This window comes from Tenacibaculum sp. (assembly GCF_050290165.1).
GTDB lineage: Bacteria > Bacteroidota > Bacteroidia > Flavobacteriales > Flavobacteriaceae > Polaribacter.
Genome location: NZ_JBNKHD010000001.1, coordinates 95949 through 113785 on the forward strand (window position 1 = coordinate 95949; position 17837 = coordinate 113785).

A 17837-nucleotide genomic window follows, 5' to 3' on the forward strand; every position below is an offset into this window, starting at 1 on the left:
ATAGCAAAATTACGCAAATCGAATGGATTTTGAAGGACGGATTTTAGTAATGATATATGAAGGTATAATCAACATTAAAAAACATAAAGCTAATGTACCCACATTTAACAATAAAATAGCGAATAAGTTTATATCAACTGGAACGGTAGACACATAATACGTCTCTGGATCTAATGTTATTAACTTGCTATATTTTTGAATTAAGAGAAGACTTAACCCTATTAGATTTCCCCAGAATAATCCTTTTAAAATTAAATACGAGGCATTGTACAAAAATATCTTTCGGATACTCCAATTTACACTTCCTAAAGCTTTAAGTATTCCAACCATTTGCACACGTTCTAAAATCAACACTAACAAAGCTGTTACCATGTTAATCCCCGCGACTAACACCATGATACCAATAATAAACCACACGTTATTATCTAGCAGATTTAACCATTCAAAAATAGCTGGATAATTATCTATAATTGTAATACTATTGAGTGTAGAACCTATACTTGTATACACTTCATTTCCTTTTTCGCGTAGCTGATCAAAATCGTCAATTAACACTTCAAAACCTCCTACTTGATTATTCTCCCAACGATTTATCTGTTGCACTTCTCTTAAATCACCTAACAACATAATTTTATCAAACTGCTCAAAACCTGTATTATATATACCTACAATTACTGGTTTTCTGGATTTGAATTTTAAACTGCTATTTTCTGCACCAAACCAGGTTTGTATAGTATCATTCAGTTTAAAATGTAACCTGTTAGCTATTGATTCTGAAATTAAAATTTCTCGATTTCTGTCTTGATTAAAATTAGGCAAACGTCCTTCTTTTAAATATTCATTGAAAAAAGAGAAATCATAATCGGACGACACTCCTTTCATAATAATCCCCTCAAAATCTGTAGGAGTTCTGATAATTCCCCCTACGTTAGCAAAAGGTTGTACTTTACGAATACCTTCAATATTCTTAAATTTTGGGTAAAACTCTTGGTTGATATCGATAGGAACTGTTGAAACATCTGAATTGTTATTATCGTAATTCACGATTTGAATATCCCCTTTAAATCCTGTCATTTTATCCCTCACTTTCTTTTGAAATCCAGAAGTAATGGATACCGCTATTAACATAATAGCTACACCAAGTGCTATTGCTATGGTTGCTATGGTAATAATTGGTGATGAAATACTGCTCTTATACTGTTTTCCAGCAATGATTCGTTTTGCTATAAATAGTTCGAAATTCAAATGTTTACATTTTTACAAATCCAAAAGTAATTAATTCTTATGGATTCAAAGAAGAAGAATACTCAGGATTTAATTCCCTCACTTTTTTTGTTGTTAAAAAACAGAAAACTGTAACTTTATGCATTAATTATTTAGGCATATGAAGTTTTCTTTTAGTTATATTTTTATTTTTTTTCTAGTATCCTGTTTTCATTTTTCTTCTTGTGCACAGCAACAGAAAACGACAAAAAGTACAGTAGAAAAAGAGCAAGCTCAAACTATTAAAACAGGAGCTGACAGAACTTCCTTATACCTTCCTCTTTTAAAAAATAAAAACATAGCCATTGTTGCTAATCAGACCTCTATTTTACAAGTCTTACAAAGAGCTGAAGTAGCTCCTAATGTTATGGGATCTAAAACAGTAACTCATCACTTGGTAGATTATTTACATAATTACGAAGGAATTCATGTACAAAAAGTTTTTGCTCCTGAACATGGTTTTCGTGGAAAAGCCGATGCTGGTGAAGCGATAGCTGATGGAAAAGATGTAAAAACAGGAATTCCTATTATTTCTTTATATGGAAAAAACAAAAAGCCTTCACCTGAACAATTGAATGGAATTGATATTGTGGTTTTTGACATTCAAGATGTGGGCGCTCGCTTTTATACTTACATTTCTACATTACATTATGTAATGGAAGCTTGTGCTGAACTCGGAATCCGAGTGATATTACTTGACAGACCGAATCCTAATGGACATTATATTGACGGACCTGTCTTAGAACCTGAGCATAAAAGTTTTGTAGGGATGCACCCCGTACCTGTTGTTTATGGAATGACTATTGGCGAATACGGTAAAATGATTAATGGTGAAAAGTGGCTAGCAAACGGTATTCAGTGTGACTTAACCGTAATTCCTTTAGAAAATTACACCCATCAATCACAATACAGTTTACCTATAAAACCTTCACCCAACCTACCAAATGATACTTCCATAAACTTATACCCTAGTTTGTGCTTTTTTGAAGGCACTAACGTATCTGTTGGAAGAGGAACTGATAAACAGTTTCAAGTGTATGGTTCTCCTTTTTTAGAAAAAACAACCTTTAATTTTACACCTCAACCTAACGAAGGTGCTAAACAACCTAAACACAATAAAAAATCATGTTTTGGAGAAGATTTAAGCGCCTCAGGTCGCATATCTAACCTAAACCTTAGCTGGCTAGTAAAAGCCTACCAACAATCTCCTAAAAAAGACTTTTTTAATGCTTTTTTTACCAAACTAGCAGGAACTAAAAAACTACAAGAACAAATTGAACAAGGCCTTTCAGAAGAAGAAATTAAAGCTAGCTGGCAACAAAATCTAGAAGATTTTAAAAAAGTACGTGAACAGTATTTAATATATGAATAGTAATTCTAAAACTTAAATGGGAACATATACTCGAAAGACTCCATTAAAGGAAGATTGTCCTATGGAAAAGACTCTTAACATCATCTCTGGAAAATGGAAAATTGCAATTCTTTGTGAGCTTAATAGAGGTGATTGTAGGTTAACTGACTTAGAAAAGTATAACCCTGAAGCTTCAAAAAGAAGCTTAACAAAAATATTAAAAGAGTTGGTTAATGACGGAATCATTAAAAAAACTGACTTTAATGTTTACCCTAAAAAAGTGGTTTATTCCCTAACTTCAAGGGGAATAGATTTAATCTCCGTATTAAAAAGCTTAGACGAATTTGGAAGAAAAATATAATTTTTTCTAAAAAAATAAGGGGCAAATTTGCCCCTTATTGTCCTCATACTACCTAACTAATACTTTTGTCGTCAAACTATTTTTTATCATGGACAGAAGAACTTTAGGTAACATACTTATCATTACACTTATTATCCTTTCAGGAACAGGAATCCTGTTATATTTCACTCCCTTTGAAAAGAGAATTGCATCCTTACATACATTCTTTGCCTTGTTATTTATTTTGGCTATGGTATTTCATATAGTCAACAACAAATTACCTTTAAAAAACTACATAAGCGGAAAGAGAGTTTCTAAAGTAAAAAAACTACAAGCTCCATTTATACTCGTATTTTTCACTCTGATCTGTACACTAATTTATTCTGAAAACCCATTGTTTAATACTGTATACAATTGGGGGAATCAACTCAGAAATGAGCAACTTGGAAAAACGGAAGAGACATTTGATTATCAAATTATTGAATTGGATAAAACTATTGGAAATCACAAAATAAGCATCGAGCTAAAAAAAGGTAGCGCTTTTCAATACCCTCTATTTGCTGTCTGGGCTGAAGATTCTATTGGAAATTATATTGAAACCCTTTACATTTCTAGAGTAATTTCATCAAGTACTTTTGATTATGGAAAAAAAGTTAATGATACATGGCAATCTGCTAAACTTAGACGACCAGAAGCTTTGCCTTATTGGTCTCATAAAAGAGGAATCAAAGCATCTGACGGACTTTACATTCCTTTAGAAAGCTCCCCTGATTTAGATGCGGTTTCTGGAGCTACTCCTACAGGAAATTTTATCATCAAATCTAAAAGCGATTTGAATAGTCTTTCAAATTACAAAGTTTTAATAGAAATTAATCAATCTTACGATTGGAACGAATATTACACGAAAGATAAGTTTCCTAACGACGAGATATATTCTGGGTCTGGACAAGTAGGACAACCCTCATTAATTTATGCGGCTGAAATTACTAAAGGAACAACACATCAAATAATGAATTTGATAGGACATGGACATCATTCAGGAAAAAACGGAAAATTGTATACAGATCTATCACATATAACCACTGCCAAAAATATTGCTAAAAGAATTATTTTTACATTAGAGTGATACATATAAGATTCTTGCGCTAAATTTAAATAGAACTGATTTGATTCTTAATAAATTTTGGAATAACTTCGTTATAGATGAGTATAAATTGCTAATAGAATTAAATACCCTAAACAAATAACCTACAATTGAATTTAAAAAGCTTCATATTAATATTAATTATATCTTTTTCTTACTCTTGTGATAAAACTGACAAAACGGTTAAGAAGTCAAACTTTGTATTAAATAGAGATTTTAAAGATTTCAAAACAAAAATGACTGAATTAGACACTTTAAAAGTTGAAATGTTCATTGGAGCTTGTACTTATCACACATCTGAAAGACTTATTATTTCAAAAAAGAAAGATACTTTAACTATACAACCACTTTTTAAAAGAGAAGCGTTTAGCAATCAAAAATATATAAAACAAAAAAAATATTTAATACACGAAAAAGATACAACTTGGAAATTTGGAGATTTTTTACACTTCTATAAAAAAGAGAAACAAAAAAATAAAAAATTTGTGATTTTTTCTATTAAATCCGACACAAGTAATTTCAAACTTTATGCTGATAAGATTTATCAAAGAGATTTAATTGTTGAAGATTACTGCACAGTAATGAAGCAATTAATGCCTGAAAGTAAGTATCATATTTTCGCTAAAGAAAGTATTAATTCTAAGAACTAAATATAAGTTTACTCCTCCCCCTTTAAATCATTTCTCCTCACACATCGATTGCCTATATTCAATTCCCCAGTTTGCCAACGTATCAATTAAAGGAGCTAGCGTTTTACCATACTCTGTAATAGTATATTCAACTGTGATTGGTTTGGTATTTTTAACCGTTCTGTTAACCAAACGATTCATTTCTAAATCTTGCAATTCTTTTGAAAGCATTTTTGACCCAATTCCATCTATTTCTCGTAATAAATCCATAAAGCCTAATTTATTACCTTCTATCAAAGTACCTAAAATATGGAACTTCCATTTTCCTGATAATATGCTCATGGCATCACTAATCGCTTGCATCCTAACCTGACAAACAGGTGTATTGTTAATTACTGATTTTTTCACTGATGTAAACTCAACAATTTATTCTTTAAACACTAAGGTAGTTTCCTATTCGAAAGTACTTTCCTTTATGAAACCTATAGCAAATATACTAGTAATTCATTTTAGTTTTGTCTTATAAATCAATGGTAAAACAGAAAAGAACATGGTTAAAAATAATAACATCATCATATTATTTATTGCCTTGTTGAATCTTGCAGCTTGCAAAGGACAATCAAAAACAAACAACGTGAACGAACAAACATCGAATGTAAATCCGCTTTTATGTGATCCACAAACAGGAGTATGCGAGGTGACTACTAATGAAACCAAAACTCCTACTGAAAAAAAAGAACAACCTAGTAAAAACAAAATAAAGGTGGTTTACTTTACCGATCCTATTTGTTCCTCTTGTTGGGGTATTGAACCTCAACTGAGAAAATTAAAACTTGAGTACGGACAAGATATTGAAATTGATTATAGAATGGGTGGTTTATTACCAGACTGGAGCTACAACAGCGGAGGGATAAGCAAACCTTCGGATGTTGCACATCATTGGGATGAAGTTAGCGCTTACTACGATATGCCCATAGACGGTGATGTATGGTTAGAAGATCCTTTAGATTCTTCTTATCCTCCTTCAATTGCTTTTAAAGCAGCTCAACTACAAGATAAAAACAAAGCTATTCTCTTTTTAAGAGAACTGCGAGAAATGGTGTTCTTAAAAAAGAAAAACATTGCCAAGTGGGAACATATGGCTACAGCGGCAAAAAATGTGGGGCTTAATGTTGATTTATTAAAAACTGACTATGAAGAAAAAGCGAAACTATTATTTGAAGAAGATTTAAAATTAGCAAGAGCTTATAGAGTAAGAGGTTTTCCTACCATCTATTTTGAAGACAATTCTGGTAACCAAGAAATCGTATACGGATCCAAAGCGTATGCTTTCTACGAAATGGCTATTTTAAAAATTCAGCCTACAATTTCTAAAAGTGAATATGCTAAAGATTGGACAACATTATTCACTAAATATAATTCACTTACAGCTAGAGAATTTTCAGAGTTATCGGGAACTCCTAGAAGCCAAAGTGAGCAATTATTAAACGATCTTATGGAAAAGGAGTATTTAGAAAAAATTGCTACTAAAAATGGTGCAATATGGAAGATTAAAAAATCTAACTTCTAGCACTGAACATAAGCAATAGTGTAACCCCCCCAGATGATGTTACCTTTTATTTTAAAATAACATCATTAATTCCGCTATTGCTTATGTATAAAAAACAAAAGCAAAACTTTTAGTTTATCATACAGCAAGACTTACATAAAACCTTGCTCTTTCATCCAGTTATTAGAATAAATTTTATTCATATAACGAGAACCATGATCTGGTAAAATCACTACCACTACACTATTCTCATCAAAATAACCTTGATCTGCATATTGTTGAGTTGCTTGTAATGCTGCTCCTGAAGTATACCCTGCAAAGATTCCTTCAGTTTTCACCAACTCTCTAGCTTTTAAAGCAGCTTCTTTGTCTGATACTTTTTCGTATACATCCACTACGTCAAAATCGGTAGAAGTAGGAATTAAGTTTTTTCCTAGTCCTTCAATTTTATAAGGACTTATTTCTGTAGCATCAAACTCACCTGTTTCGTGGTATTTTTTAATGACAGATCCCATAGCATCTACCCCTAAAATTTTAATATCAGGGTTTTGCTCTTTTAAATATCTCGCGGTTCCAGAAATTGTTCCTCCTGTTCCACTAGCCGCTACTACATGAGTTACCTTTCCTTCGGTCTGTTTCCAAATTTCTGGTCCAGTAGTCTTATAATGCGCTTCAATATTCAATTCATTAAAATACTGGTTGATATATATAGACCCTGGATTTTCTCTGTGTAATCTTTTGGCAACTTCATAATACGATCGAGGATCGTCTGGTGTTACGTTTGCAGGACATACGTGCACCTCAGCTCCCATCGACTTTAACATGTCTATTTTATCTTGAGAAGATTTATCGCTTACCGCTAAAATACATCGATAGCCTTTCACAATACTAATCATTGCTAATGAAAATCCTGTATTTCCTGAAGTAGTCTCTACAATGATATCTCCTTCTTTTACAATTCCTTTTTCTTCAGCGGTCTCTATGATATGCAAAGCAATCCTATCTTTAGCAGAGTGTCCCGGGTTAAATGCTTCAACTTTTGCATAATAAGTACCCGGTAAATCTTGGGTGATTCTATGCAGTTGAATCATGGGAGTTTGACCTACTAAATCTAATATTGAATTGGTTATACCTTGATGTCTCTTCATTATAGTTTGTAAATAAGAAAAAGTGTCATTACGAAAACGGACACGAATAAATCTGTTGAGATTGTTCGTTGCATTCGCAATGACACTTACACTCAATCGAGCGCAAAAATATAATTATTTTTTTAACTTACCCTCTAACATCAAAAAGAAGGTGTATTCTTCAGCAGTTTCTTTTAATGCATCAAACCTTCCAGATGCTCCTCCGTGACCTGTATCCATATTCGTATGCAAGAATAATAAATTGTCATTTGTCTTAACATCACGTAGTTTAGCAACCCATTTTGCTGGTTCCCAATACTGTACTTGACTATCATGTAACCCAGTTGTAACTAACATATTCGGATATGATTTTGCTGCTACCTGATCGTAAGGAGAGTATGACTTGATATAATCGTAATACTCTTTATCGTTCGGATTTCCCCACTCATCATATTCACCAGTCGTTAAAGGAATACTATCATCTAACATCGTAGAAATAACATCTACAAATGGTACAGATGCGATTACTCCATTATACAACTCGGGATTCATGTTAATTACAGCTCCCATTAATAATCCTCCTGCAGAACCTCCCATAGCATATAAATGTTCTGGTGAAGTATAACCGTTATCAATTAAATATTTAGAGCAATCTACAAAATCGTTAAAGGTATTTTTCTTGTACAACATTTTACCATTCTCGTACCAATCACGTCCTAAATACTGACTTCCTCTAATATGTGCCAATGCAAAAATAAAACCGCGATCTAATAAACTTAAACGTGTAGTTGAGAATCCATCGTCAATAGTATATCCGTAAGAACCATATGCATATAGTAACACGGGGGTGTTTTTATCAATTTTAGTGTCTTTATGATATACAATAGATAAAGCTACTTTTTTACCATCGCGTGCTGGCACCCAAATACGCTTGCTTACATAATTATTCTTATCAAACTTCCCACCTAAAACCTCTTGTTCTTTTTTGATTTCTTTTGATTTGTCTTTCATATTGAAATCAATTACAGAACTTGGAGTCGTCATCGAATTGTAGGAATAACGAATAATATCGGTATCAAATTCTGGGTTACCATGTACACCTGCTGAATAGGTTTCTTCTTCAAAAGGCAAGTAGTAATCTTCAGTCCCATCCCAACGCTTAATTCGGATTTTATTCAACCCTTCATTTCTTTCTTCTAAAACTAAGTAGTCTTTAAAAATTGAAAAATCTTCAAATAAAGTATCCTCTCTGTGTGGAATTACATCTACCCAATTCTCCTTTGTAGTTTTATCTTCAGGAGTTTTCATCAACTTAAAGTTGGTAGCCCCATCTTTATTCGTTTTGATGTAAAAATGATCTCCATAATGCGCAATATCATATTCTAAATCACGCTCACGCGGTTGAATGATTCTTAATTCTCCATTAGGATTATTAGCATCCAACACCTGATATTCTGTAGAAACGGTACTGTAAGATCCTATGATGATATATTTTTTAGACTTTGTTTTAGCTACAAAAGTTCCAAACGTATCATCTTTTTCCTCATATACCAATTCATCCAATAACGAATCTGAACCTAAGGTATGCTTATAAATCTTTGAAGAACGTAACGTTACAGGGTCTTTCTTAGCGTAGAACAAGGTTTTATTGTCATTTGCCCAAACCGAACTTCCTGTAGTGTTTTCAATAATATCCTTATAAATCTTACCTGTTTTAAGGTTTTTAATTCTAATGAAATACTGACGACGACTTACGGTATCAGTCGCGAAGGCTACTAATTTATTATCTGGAGAAACTGTTAATCCTCCTAACTGAAAATAATCATATCCTTTAGCTTCATCATTCACATTGAACATGATTTCTTCTTCAGCCTCCAACGTTTCTTTTTTACGACTATAAATTGGGTATTGCTGCCCTTTCTCGTAACGAGTTATATAAAAATATCCATTCTTTTTATACGGAACCGACTCATCATCCTCTTTAATACGCCCTTTCATTTCTTGAAATAACCCTTCTTGAAACTCTTTGGTTTCTTTGGTCATTTCATCATAATAGGCATTTTCGGCATTTAAGTAATCGTATACTTTTTGGGTTTGCTCATCTTTAACTTTGGCATTTTTTTGCTCATCAGTTAAACGCATCCAAAAATAATCATCTACGCGTATATCTCCGTGTTTTTCTAAGTTAGTTGGTTGCTTTTCAGCAACTGGGGCTTTGGTATCTTTCTTCATTTCCTGTTTTTTGCAGGAAGCAAAAATAAGACTAAAAACCAAAGCAGATAGCATTATTTTTTTCATTTTATTTGGTGGGTCATATTCCTTGTGAAAATACTAAATTTGTGATTATAAAAATTTTAAAATAAAAATCGATGTTTGGAGATATTTCTGGAATGATGGGGAAATTACAAGAAGCCCAACAAAAGGTAGAGGAAACAAAAAAACGATTAAATACAGTTTTAATTGATGAAGCTGTTGCTGGTGGAAATGTAAAAGTTACCGTAACTGCAAATCGTGAAATAAAAGCTATTAGTGTTGATGAATCTTTACTAGAAGATAAAGAAGAACTAGAAGACTACCTAATCTTAGCTTTAAATAAAGCATTGAAACGTGCTGGAGAAATTAATGAACAAGAATTAGCTATTGCTGCTAAGAGCGGAATGCCAAACATTCCTGGAATGGACATGTTCAAATAATAGCGTATGTTTTTAAAGCTAGAAGATTATATGCTCCCTTGCTTAAATAAAAAACTCTTTGGAATTGATTGTTTAGGTTGTGGAATTCAACGCGCATTAAGTTTAGTATTTCAAGGTGAATTTATCGCTGCTTTTAAAATGTATCCTGCCATATACACCTTACTTCTTTTAGCTATTATTGTAGGAATTAACTTCTTCTACAAGATAAAATACGCCCAAAAAATAATCAGTATATTGGCCATTCTTAATATCGCTATTATTGTAATTAGCTATGTTATAAAAATGAATCAATTAATTTAACTTTAGTAAAAAACTATGGAAAAACAAAAACTACCAAATTCAACTACAATAACAGTTTTAGGAGTATTATCTATTTTAGGTTCTTGCTGTTTTGCTGGTTTTTTTGGATTAATTATGGGAATTGTAGCGTTAATTTTAGCTAAGAAATCCAAAGACGCTTACAATGAAGCCCCAGAATTATATGATGGTTTAAACAGTATCAAAGTAGGTAAAATATTAGCTATTATAGGTATTGTTTTAAGCTTACTTATTTTAGCAATGGTTATTTTAATTGGATCTTACTTTGGTTGGGATGTCATTGGAAATCCTGAATTACTAAATGAAAGAATACAAGAGATGCAATAAAAAATCTCTAGACTAAAAATATAAAGCGACCTGATGGTCGCTTTTTTTATATCATTCCTTTTGCTTTAAACTCCAAGTATTTATTAATTACATTTACAGATAAATACTTTGGTTTTGTTAAAATAGCATGAACTGCATGTTTTTCTAGCTCTTTCACCATTAAACGTTTTTCATAAGCGTATTTCTCTGCTATTGTTTTGTGATATACACTTTGCAAATCTTCTGCATTTTCTGTGATTAACGCATCTAACTCTGTGTTTTCAAAGAAAACAATAACTAACAAGTGCTTTTTAGCAATTGCTTTTAAATACGGTAATTGTCTTTTTAAAGCGGAAATATGCTCAAAATTGGTGTATAATATCAGCAGGCTTCGTTGGTTTATTTTTCTCTTGATATTTGCATATAACAATTCAAAACTAGCATCTGAAAAATTAGTAGTAATGTTGTATAACTCTTCATTAATGACAGATAAATTTGTTTTCTTGTTACTTGCAGCTACTATCTTTTCTACATTTTTAGAAAACATAAGCATTCCTGCTTTGTCATTTTTCAACAACGCTATATTTGAAAAAGCTAAAGTTGAGTTAATTGCATAATCCAATAACTTTAATCCTTCAAAAGGCATTTTCATGACACGTCCTAAATCGATAATTGAATAAATGGGTTGCGATTTCTCATCCTGATATTGATTCACCATCAAATCCCCTCTTTTAGCAGTCGCTTTCCAATTTATGGTACGCACATCATCACCAGGAATGTAGTTTTTAATTTGCTCAAACTCCATCGTATGTCCAATACGTCGTATTTTCTTCATACCAAACTCCGTCAAGTTATTGTGCATTGCCAAAAACTCGTACTTTTTCATTTGTATATAGGAAGGATATACTTTTACACTTTGCTCAGCTGAGAATATATATCGTTTAGAAAATACCTGTAAAAAAGAAGATACAAATACATTCACCTTACCGAAATTATACTCCCCTCTTTCAACAGGCCTAACACTATATGTATAGGTTGATTTTTCTCCTGACTGTAAAGAAGTGGTATGTTCAAAATCTCTCTTTTGAAACTGAGTAGGTAATTCATCTACCAATGAAATAAAAACCTGAAATGGATACTTATTTTCAAGTGTGATTGCTATTTCATTATCGTCAGAATTTGATAGTTTTTCAGACACAATTCTTTTTGCTAAAAAGCCATTTTTAAACCGATATAAAACAATCAAGTCAATACACATTGCTATTACAAATAGCCATACCAACATCCATGTTACTGAGTATAATACAGGCAACCAGAACGACAATAAAAATAGAGCCGAAACAACGCTGATGTAAATAAAAAAGCGGTTATGTATGTATAACGATTTAAAAAATTGAATCACTATCTTGGAACTTCAACAGATTGTACAATCATTTCAATTACCTTATCCGCGGTCATTCCTTCCATTTCACGTTCTGGAGTTAGCATAATTCTATGACGTAACACTGGATAAATACTCTTTTTTACATCTTCTGGAATCACAAAATCACGTCCATTAATCGCTGCAAAAGCTTTAGAAGCCATCAAAACTGCTATACTTGCTCTTGGTGAACCTCCTAAATATAAGTGCGCATTGTTACGCGTATTAGAAATAAGTTGCGCGATGTATTTGATAATTTTTTCTTCTACCAATACTTCAAAAACCTTGCTTCTATACTCTAATAATTCAGATTCAGTTAATACTGCCTCTACTTTAGTTTGAGGTAACGCTCCTTTACGATTGTTATGAGCTGTAATAATTTGTATTTCTTCGTCTAAATTTGGATATCCTACGTTAATTTTGAATAGAAAACGGTCTAATTGCGCTTCTGGTAAAGCATAAGTTCCCTCCTGTTCTATTGGGTTTTGTGTTGCCAATACCATAAATGGTGGATTCATCTCATAACGTTCCCCATCCATCGTAATTTGCTTTTCTTCCATCACCTCAAACAATGCCGCTTGTGTTTTAGCTGGTGCCCTGTTAATTTCGTCAATCAACACAATATTAGAGAAAATAGGTCCTTTTTTAAATTCAAAGTCAGATGTTTTCATATTCAACACCGAAGTCCCTAACACATCTGAAGGCATTAAGTCTGGAGTAAATTGAATTCTACTAAAATCAGTTGCTATTGTTTTAGCCAACAATTTTGCTGTTACCGTTTTAGCTACTCCTGGTACACCTTCAATCAATACATGACCGTCTGCTAATAAAGAAACTAACAACAATTCCATAAACTCCTCTTGTCCTATGATTACTTTTCCCAACTGCTCTTTTATTTGAACAACTGCTTCTTTTAATTTTGACAAGTCTACTCTATTTGTAAACAACTCACTTGTTGCTTCTACTGGATTATTCTCTGTACTCATCCTACTCTTTTTTATATACTTTAAAATCTTCAATAGCCTTATTTAACGCTACCAAATCTTCTTCGGTTATGTTTGATTTTGATTGTATCTGTTGTATTTTCTGAAATAAGTCAATCACTTTTTCTTCAGAATTACCACTTCTATTTGCTAAATTCTTATAAAAACGCTCATCTATCTTTAGTGTAGATAATCGATATTTATTTCTAATGTACTCTAAAAAATAATTGATTTTGTGTTCAGCGATATTTTCATGATCTGACTTTTCATAATACATATTTGCTATCGTACGTGTAAAAGCCAATGTTTGGTTTTTTAACGGTGTAATTACAGGAATTAACCGTTGGTTTCGTTTTCCTTTAAAAACAATAAAAAATAACACTCCTATCAAAGCTATATAATATGCCCACTTTAACGATTTTGTGGTTAAAATATAATGCATAGGTGACGTAATTCTACTTTTTCCTGTTTTATAGTAAGTGTCCCATAAAATAGTATTTCCATTAGCATAACTAGCACTGCTTTTTTTCTGATTTGAATTACTATCTAAGTAAGACAACACATTTGCCACATACTCATAGTTATTATCTAACAGCATGTTATAATTGGTAAATGCTAATGGAAAAGTATGCAGGTAAAAATTACCTTCCCCATGTTTAACTTTAATAAAGTTTGGCTTTTTGCTAATGATAGAATCATTTTCATTCCTTACCACTAACTCTCCTAAAATAGTAGTGTTTAACGTATCTACTTCAGAAAAGTATAGTTTTGAAAAATCTTTATCGAAATAATACTCCCTTTCTCCAAAAATAGGGTTGCTCATCCTTTGATAGGCTTTTTCCTCAAACGCAGAAGTAGTTAAATAACTTGTTTGTGCCTGTAGTGTATCAATATGCACTCCATTAGTCGCTATAAAAACATCATTTCCTTTATTTACAAATTTCAATAATTCATTGAGTTCTTCTTTATCAAAATTAACTGCATTATCTACAAAGAAATAAGTTCCATTATTCAGAGTATCTTTTAAATATAAATACGGATTTTGATACACATCTTTTACATCACTTTTAGGAAATAAACTCGGCATTTCTTTATGCAACACATATGTTCCATAGGGAATTTTATGTTTTGCAGCATAACTTGGATACCAATTAATTGTCTTAGGCTTTATAGACTCGATATAGATAATTCCAAACACTATAAACACCAACAATCCAATATATATTTTAAGCTTTTTATCCAAATTACTATATTTTAGCTAGCGTGTTTTTAAAATTAGTTTCTGCTTGTAAGAACTTTTCTTTATCTATTGAAAACTCTCCATACCACACATAATCATACAAGTAAGTCAATTTCTTAAAGTCGTTATGTAATGGTTGTTTAGATGACAATTCCCTAATATAATCTTCATTCGTTTTTTCTTGTTGCCAAGAAATCAATTCTTTATCTGATAGGTTTTTCAACAACAACAAATAGTAATAACGTACCGCTAATTGATAATTCCCTTCCAAAATAGCCTCTTGAATTAATTTTGGCAAGTCTTTATCTCTTATTAATTCTTCTTCTTCAGAAAGGCTTACGATAGGTTTTGCTCTTTTGCCATCAATAATATTACGTGCATCAACCTTTAAAAAAAATTTAATGATAAAGAACAATACCAATCCTGCTACCAAATAAGGCAATACTTTTAAAACAACTCGTAAAAAACCTACTGCTGGTTTAATATCATCAAAAATATATGAAAGGACTTTGATGATGGTTCGTTTTATCCAATCCCATATTTTCTCTAAAATAGTAGGTTCTCTTTTTTCTACGATATAAATAAAATCATCTTTTTGCTTGTACTCTTCTATTTTTTGAGCATCAAACTTTTTTTGTTCAATAATAGCATCATCGTACTGAACCGCTCTTTTTTCTTCCTGAGAAAAAACAGTCATTGAACAAATAAAAAACGTTATGTAAAAAAGTAACTGTTTCAAAAGATTATTGTCCTATGCTATCAATTCTTTCAATAGTTCCTGTTAAATTCTTTTTTTCATTAATGTCAAAATATAAAAACACATTGGTAATAAGTGTTATCGAATAAAACATTAATTGTCCTGCAATAGAAACAATGTTTAAGAATAAATATATTGGATCTTTATAAACATTTATGGCAATCATAGGATCGTCTCCAATAAATATAGACATTTTTATAACTTGATATATAAATGCAGGAATTTGAAATACATATCCTAAAACACCTACCAAAATAGCAACAACGAAAATTACCCCAAAAGTTTCCCAAAAATAACCACTTATAAAATTAAAACATTTACCTACTGCTCCTGAAGCTGTTTCGTTTTCAAATACTAAAATAGACGCTCCTAACGATAATACTGGCCAAGTATAAAACAAAGGCAATACACACAACATAGCACTGGCAAATAATATCAATCCTGCTAGAATACCAAACCCTGTAAATGACCAAAATTTAGCTTTTGTGTTAGTTACAACATCTTCTTGTCTTACCAGACCTTTATTATCTATATATGATTTGATATAGTACATCCCAGCTAAATTGATAAAAACAATGGCTACTAAATAAGCTATCATCATAACACATATAGCTCCAAACATACCCATAACACCACTCACATCTTCACTAATTAGTGATGACATAGACATCATATAATAAATCATAGAAGCCACCGCTATAACAATTGGTATAGCTGCTACCTTTAAGATGGTTAAAAAGAATTGTTTTCCTTCTAATCTGATAAATTTAAAAGCATCAGAAATAATACTTCCTAAATCTCTTTCTCTTTTAAATTCTATGTATTCTTTATTCATCGATTTGTTGATTTTTATAAACTTTTATTGGATATATAACGTAGTAAAATATAATTAACGCTAACGAACTTGTAATAATTAAAATGGCTAACCAATCTGGCATTTCAGTATGACGGGTTACAAAACCTTCTAAAAAACCTGCAACAATAAAAAACGGAATGGTACTTACCATAATCTTTAATCCATCTTTCATACTTCTTTTAAAAGATTCTAATCGCGAATAGGTTTTAGGGAACAACAACCCGTTTCCTAATACTAAACCTGCACACCCTGCAATTATGATTACTGATATTTCTATAGTTCCGTGAATCCAAATAGTTCTTGACGATTCCCAAAACAAATCTTTATCATAAAAGAAATACAAAAACGATCCTAACATGATTCCATTTTGCATCATAATATATAAAGTTCCAACCGAAAACAGTACTCCTAACACAAAAGCATACATAGCTACCTTTATATTGTTAATGGTTATCCCTACAAACATATTAATCTCATTAGCTTGCTTATACACTGCCATAGGGTCGTCCTTTTCTATATTCTCTAAAGTCATATTTACATAACCATCTCCTAAAATAAGGCGCACAAAATCAACATCATTAGCCGCAGAAAAAGCGCCACATATAGAAAAAAAAGCAAATACCGAAAACGCGATTAACAACTGTTTTTGGTAACCAAAAAATAGCAAAGGAAATTCTGTTTTAAAAAAACTGACAAACCTGTTTTTACTTTCCTTTTTAGTCTTATATATTTTTTGATGTGCTGCAGATGCTATCGAATTTAAGTACACCACCGTATCTCCGTTAGGATAAAAAGTCTTGGCATAACTCAAATCATCAGTTAATTCTACATACAAATCTGACAATTTATCTGGAGAAATAACCTTTTTTTCGTACAAAGCAGCTTCAAAGAGCTTCCACTTTTCTTTATTTTTATTTACAAAAGCAGCTTCTCTCATCTACTCAAAAAATTAAAGTGTAATTGTTGAGAAGTTTCTCTAATCATAGAATATTTTTATCTTCGCTAAACTAAAAAAAGTTGAAGATATATCAACAAAAAAATTGAAAAACTAGTTAATGGATAATTTTCAAATTGAAACAGCTCAAAACATCTCTATTAGTCAAAATGTAGCTCATGTTACTACTCGTATAGGATCCTACTTACTTGACGGTTTATTTATTGTAGGCTATTATATTATTATGGCTATTATTATAGGAATGTTAGACATTCCTTTAAGTATGGAATACATGAGTTTGTATGTTTTATTAGGGCTTCCGGTATTCTTTTATAGCTTGATTTTTGAAGTTTTAATGAACGGACAAACACCTGGCAAATATTTCAACCAAATAAGAGTGGTAAAACTAGACGGTTCTAAACCTACTTTTGGAAGCTATTTAATTCGTTGGTTATTACGTTTTGTTGATTTTACCTTAGCTAGTGGTTCTGTCGCTGTTCTTACCATTCTATTAAACGGCAAAGGACAACGTTTAGGTGATATTGCTGCAGGAACTACTGTTATTTCTGAAAAGAAAAGAATTACGTTAAAAGATACTATTGCTAATGATGTGGTAGATAACTACACTCCAACCTATTCTCAAGTAACTTTGTTAACCGATAATGACATCCATACTATAAAAAGTGTGTATCGTGATGCTATGAGAAAAAGAAATCACAAAGTGATTTTAAAACTGCATGCTAAAATCATAGAGCTGACAGGTGTTTCTACCGAACAAAAACCCACAGAATTTGTAGACACCGTGATTAAAGATTACCATTACTATGCGCGTCAATAAACTATCCAATTAAATCCTTTCATTTAAAGAACAGAAAGTTTAAAACATTTTGATTCTTTTTTATATCAAAATGGTTTTTAGCAAGTTAT

Annotated in this window: 19 protein-coding genes; 9 read left to right on the forward strand and 10 right to left on the reverse strand. The window is 31.7% G+C overall.

What is annotated here, in order from left to right:
• Window positions 1-9: 9 nt before the first annotated feature.
• Window positions 10-1245 (reverse strand): ABC transporter permease, encoded by a 1236-nt coding sequence (locus ACQY6M_RS00400; RefSeq protein ID WP_428742720.1) that lies wholly within the window; start codon window positions 1243-1245, stop codon window positions 10-12.
• Between the two features lie 139 nt (window positions 1246-1384).
• Here ACQY6M_RS00400 and ACQY6M_RS00405 point away from each other — a divergent pair, with 139 nt between their 5' ends.
• The 4 genes from ACQY6M_RS00405 (at window position 1385) to ACQY6M_RS00420 (ending at window position 4748) form a co-directional block, all read left to right on the forward strand.
• Window positions 1385-2635, forward strand: coding sequence for an exo-beta-N-acetylmuramidase NamZ family protein (locus ACQY6M_RS00405; RefSeq protein ID WP_428742721.1), 1251 nt, complete (start codon window positions 1385-1387; stop codon window positions 2633-2635).
• Between the two features lie 16 nt (window positions 2636-2651).
• Window positions 2652-2975 (forward strand): winged helix-turn-helix transcriptional regulator, encoded by a 324-nt coding sequence (locus tag ACQY6M_RS00410; protein WP_428742722.1) that lies wholly within the window; start codon window positions 2652-2654, stop codon window positions 2973-2975.
• 88 nt (window positions 2976-3063) lie between these two features.
• Entirely contained in the window at window positions 3064-4080 is a 1017-nt protein-coding gene (locus tag ACQY6M_RS00415) for a DUF4405 domain-containing protein (RefSeq protein ID WP_428742723.1), read from the forward strand.
• A gap of 128 nt (window positions 4081-4208) precedes the next feature.
• Window positions 4209-4748 carry a hypothetical protein gene (locus ACQY6M_RS00420; protein ID WP_428742724.1) on the forward strand — a complete coding sequence of 180 codons (540 nt, stop codon included), beginning with the start codon at window positions 4209-4211 and terminating at the stop codon, window positions 4746-4748.
• A 27-nt stretch (window positions 4749-4775) separates the two neighbouring features.
• Here the strand turns inward: ACQY6M_RS00420 and ACQY6M_RS00425 are convergent, their stop codons facing one another.
• Window positions 4776-5135 carry a winged helix-turn-helix transcriptional regulator gene (locus ACQY6M_RS00425; RefSeq protein WP_428742725.1) on the reverse strand — a complete coding sequence of 120 codons (360 nt, stop codon included), beginning with the start codon at window positions 5133-5135 and terminating at the stop codon, window positions 4776-4778.
• Between the two features lie 142 nt (window positions 5136-5277).
• Between ACQY6M_RS00425 and ACQY6M_RS00430 the strand changes: the two genes are divergently transcribed.
• Window positions 5278-6297: a DsbA family protein gene (locus ACQY6M_RS00430; protein ID WP_428742726.1), complete on the forward strand. Its 1020-nt coding sequence runs from the start codon at window positions 5278-5280 to the stop codon at window positions 6295-6297.
• A 131-nt stretch (window positions 6298-6428) separates the two neighbouring features.
• Here ACQY6M_RS00430 and ACQY6M_RS00435 read toward each other — a convergent pair whose 3' ends face one another.
• On the reverse strand, window positions 6429-7424 hold the full coding sequence (locus ACQY6M_RS00435) for a PLP-dependent cysteine synthase family protein (protein WP_428742727.1): 996 nt from the start codon (window positions 7422-7424) through the stop codon (window positions 6429-6431).
• 114 nt (window positions 7425-7538) lie between these two features.
• Window positions 7539-9701 carry a S9 family peptidase gene (locus ACQY6M_RS00440; protein WP_428742728.1) on the reverse strand — a complete coding sequence of 721 codons (2163 nt, stop codon included), beginning with the start codon at window positions 9699-9701 and terminating at the stop codon, window positions 7539-7541.
• Window positions 9702-9772: 71 nt separating this feature from the next.
• On the opposite strand from ACQY6M_RS00440, the gene ACQY6M_RS00445 reads away from it, so the two are divergent.
• From ACQY6M_RS00445 to ACQY6M_RS00455, 3 genes are read left to right on the forward strand one after another with little or no spacing between them, the layout of a single operon-like run.
• Window positions 9773-10096 carry a YbaB/EbfC family nucleoid-associated protein gene (locus ACQY6M_RS00445; protein ID WP_428742729.1) on the forward strand — a complete coding sequence of 108 codons (324 nt, stop codon included), beginning with the start codon at window positions 9773-9775 and terminating at the stop codon, window positions 10094-10096.
• A gap of 30 nt (window positions 10097-10126) precedes the next feature.
• Window positions 10127-10396 (forward strand): DUF2752 domain-containing protein, encoded by a 270-nt coding sequence (locus ACQY6M_RS00450; RefSeq protein WP_428744898.1) that lies wholly within the window; start codon window positions 10127-10129, stop codon window positions 10394-10396.
• A 15-nt stretch (window positions 10397-10411) separates the two neighbouring features.
• Window positions 10412-10741 carry a CCC motif membrane protein gene (locus tag ACQY6M_RS00455; protein ID WP_428742731.1) on the forward strand — a complete coding sequence of 110 codons (330 nt, stop codon included), beginning with the start codon at window positions 10412-10414 and terminating at the stop codon, window positions 10739-10741.
• A gap of 46 nt (window positions 10742-10787) precedes the next feature.
• On the opposite strand, the gene ACQY6M_RS00460 is transcribed toward ACQY6M_RS00455, so the two are convergent.
• Genes ACQY6M_RS00460 through ACQY6M_RS00485 form a run of 6 tightly spaced genes read right to left on the reverse strand, consistent with a single transcriptional unit; the run spans window position 10788 to window position 16913 of the window.
• Window positions 10788-12119: a DUF58 domain-containing protein gene (locus ACQY6M_RS00460; protein WP_428742997.1), complete on the reverse strand. Its 1332-nt coding sequence runs from the start codon at window positions 12117-12119 to the stop codon at window positions 10788-10790.
• Between the two features lie 2 nt (window positions 12120-12121).
• On the reverse strand, window positions 12122-13126 hold the full coding sequence (locus ACQY6M_RS00465; RefSeq protein ID WP_428742732.1) for an AAA family ATPase: 1005 nt from the start codon (window positions 13124-13126) through the stop codon (window positions 12122-12124).
• A gap of 1 nt (window position 13127) precedes the next feature.
• Window positions 13128-14366: a DUF4350 domain-containing protein gene (locus tag ACQY6M_RS00470; protein ID WP_428742733.1), complete on the reverse strand. Its 1239-nt coding sequence runs from the start codon at window positions 14364-14366 to the stop codon at window positions 13128-13130.
• A gap of 4 nt (window positions 14367-14370) precedes the next feature.
• Window positions 14371-15060, reverse strand: a complete 690-nt coding sequence (locus ACQY6M_RS00475) for a DUF4129 domain-containing protein (protein WP_428742734.1) — start codon at window positions 15058-15060, stop codon at window positions 14371-14373.
• Window positions 15061-15106: 46 nt separating this feature from the next.
• The gene (locus tag ACQY6M_RS00480; RefSeq protein WP_428742735.1) at window positions 15107-15955 is read right to left on the reverse strand and encodes a hypothetical protein; all 849 of its coding nucleotides are present in this window, start codon (window positions 15953-15955) and stop codon (window positions 15107-15109) included.
• The gene (locus ACQY6M_RS00485; RefSeq protein WP_428742736.1) at window positions 15948-16913 is read right to left on the reverse strand and encodes a stage II sporulation protein M; all 966 of its coding nucleotides are present in this window, start codon (window positions 16911-16913) and stop codon (window positions 15948-15950) included. Before ACQY6M_RS00485 ends, ACQY6M_RS00480 begins: the two co-directional genes overlap by 8 nt.
• A gap of 118 nt (window positions 16914-17031) precedes the next feature.
• Between ACQY6M_RS00485 and ACQY6M_RS00490 the strand changes: the two genes are divergently transcribed.
• Window positions 17032-17748: an RDD family protein gene (locus ACQY6M_RS00490; RefSeq protein ID WP_428742737.1), complete on the forward strand. Its 717-nt coding sequence runs from the start codon at window positions 17032-17034 to the stop codon at window positions 17746-17748.
• Window positions 17749-17837: the final 89 nt, after the last annotated feature.